Genomic DNA, 640 nt, shown 5'->3' on the forward strand with positions numbered 1-640 from the left:
TTCAATGCCCATGCGCTTCATCAGAGTGCCGACGTGTTTGCGCCCGACCCTGATAGCTTCACGCTTGAGCAGGCGAACCAACATTCGCGCACCGGCAAACGGGAACTCCAGATGCAATTCATCGAGCCGCCGCATCAGCTTCTGATCGGCCTCGCTGACCGGGTGCGGCTGGTAGTAGGCGCTTGAACGGGCAATGCCCACCAGCCGCACCTGCCGGCTCACCGGCAATGCGTGCCCGCGATCAATCATCGCTTTACGCTCAGCAATCCCGCCTTGCCGAGCGCGCTTTCCAAAAAATCGTTCTCCAGAGTCAATTGCCCGATTTTCGCGTGCAACACTTTCACATCGATCGGGGGCTCGGCCGATGTTTGGCCCGTCTCGAACACTTCGGCAACACGCTCTTGCAGTTGCTTCTTCCAGTCCGTGATCTGGTTCGGATGCACATCAAACTGCTGGGCCAGCTCGGCCAGCGTCTTGTCGCCCTTGAGCGCCGCGAGTGCCACCTTTGCCTTGAACGTCGGTGAGTGTGTCCGTCGGTTGCGTTTCGTCATCTTCTGGTTCCTTGTTGCCGGCCATTATGGCCGACTCACGCCCCAGCTTTTCCACTTACCGACCTGTCCGAATTCTCGGCGCCACCTCT

Annotated in this window: 1 pseudogene; it reads right to left on the minus strand. The window is 59.2% G+C overall.

Annotated features, from left to right (window positions below):
* Positions 1 to 551 (minus strand): annotated as a pseudogene (locus P0D96_RS48300) (IS3 family transposase); the annotation flags it as partial.
* Between the last annotated feature and the right edge of the window lie 89 nt (positions 552 to 640).

It is taken from the genome of Paraburkholderia sp. RL17-347-BIC-D, from assembly GCF_046027915.1.
Lineage (GTDB): Bacteria > Pseudomonadota > Gammaproteobacteria > Burkholderiales > Burkholderiaceae > Paraburkholderia.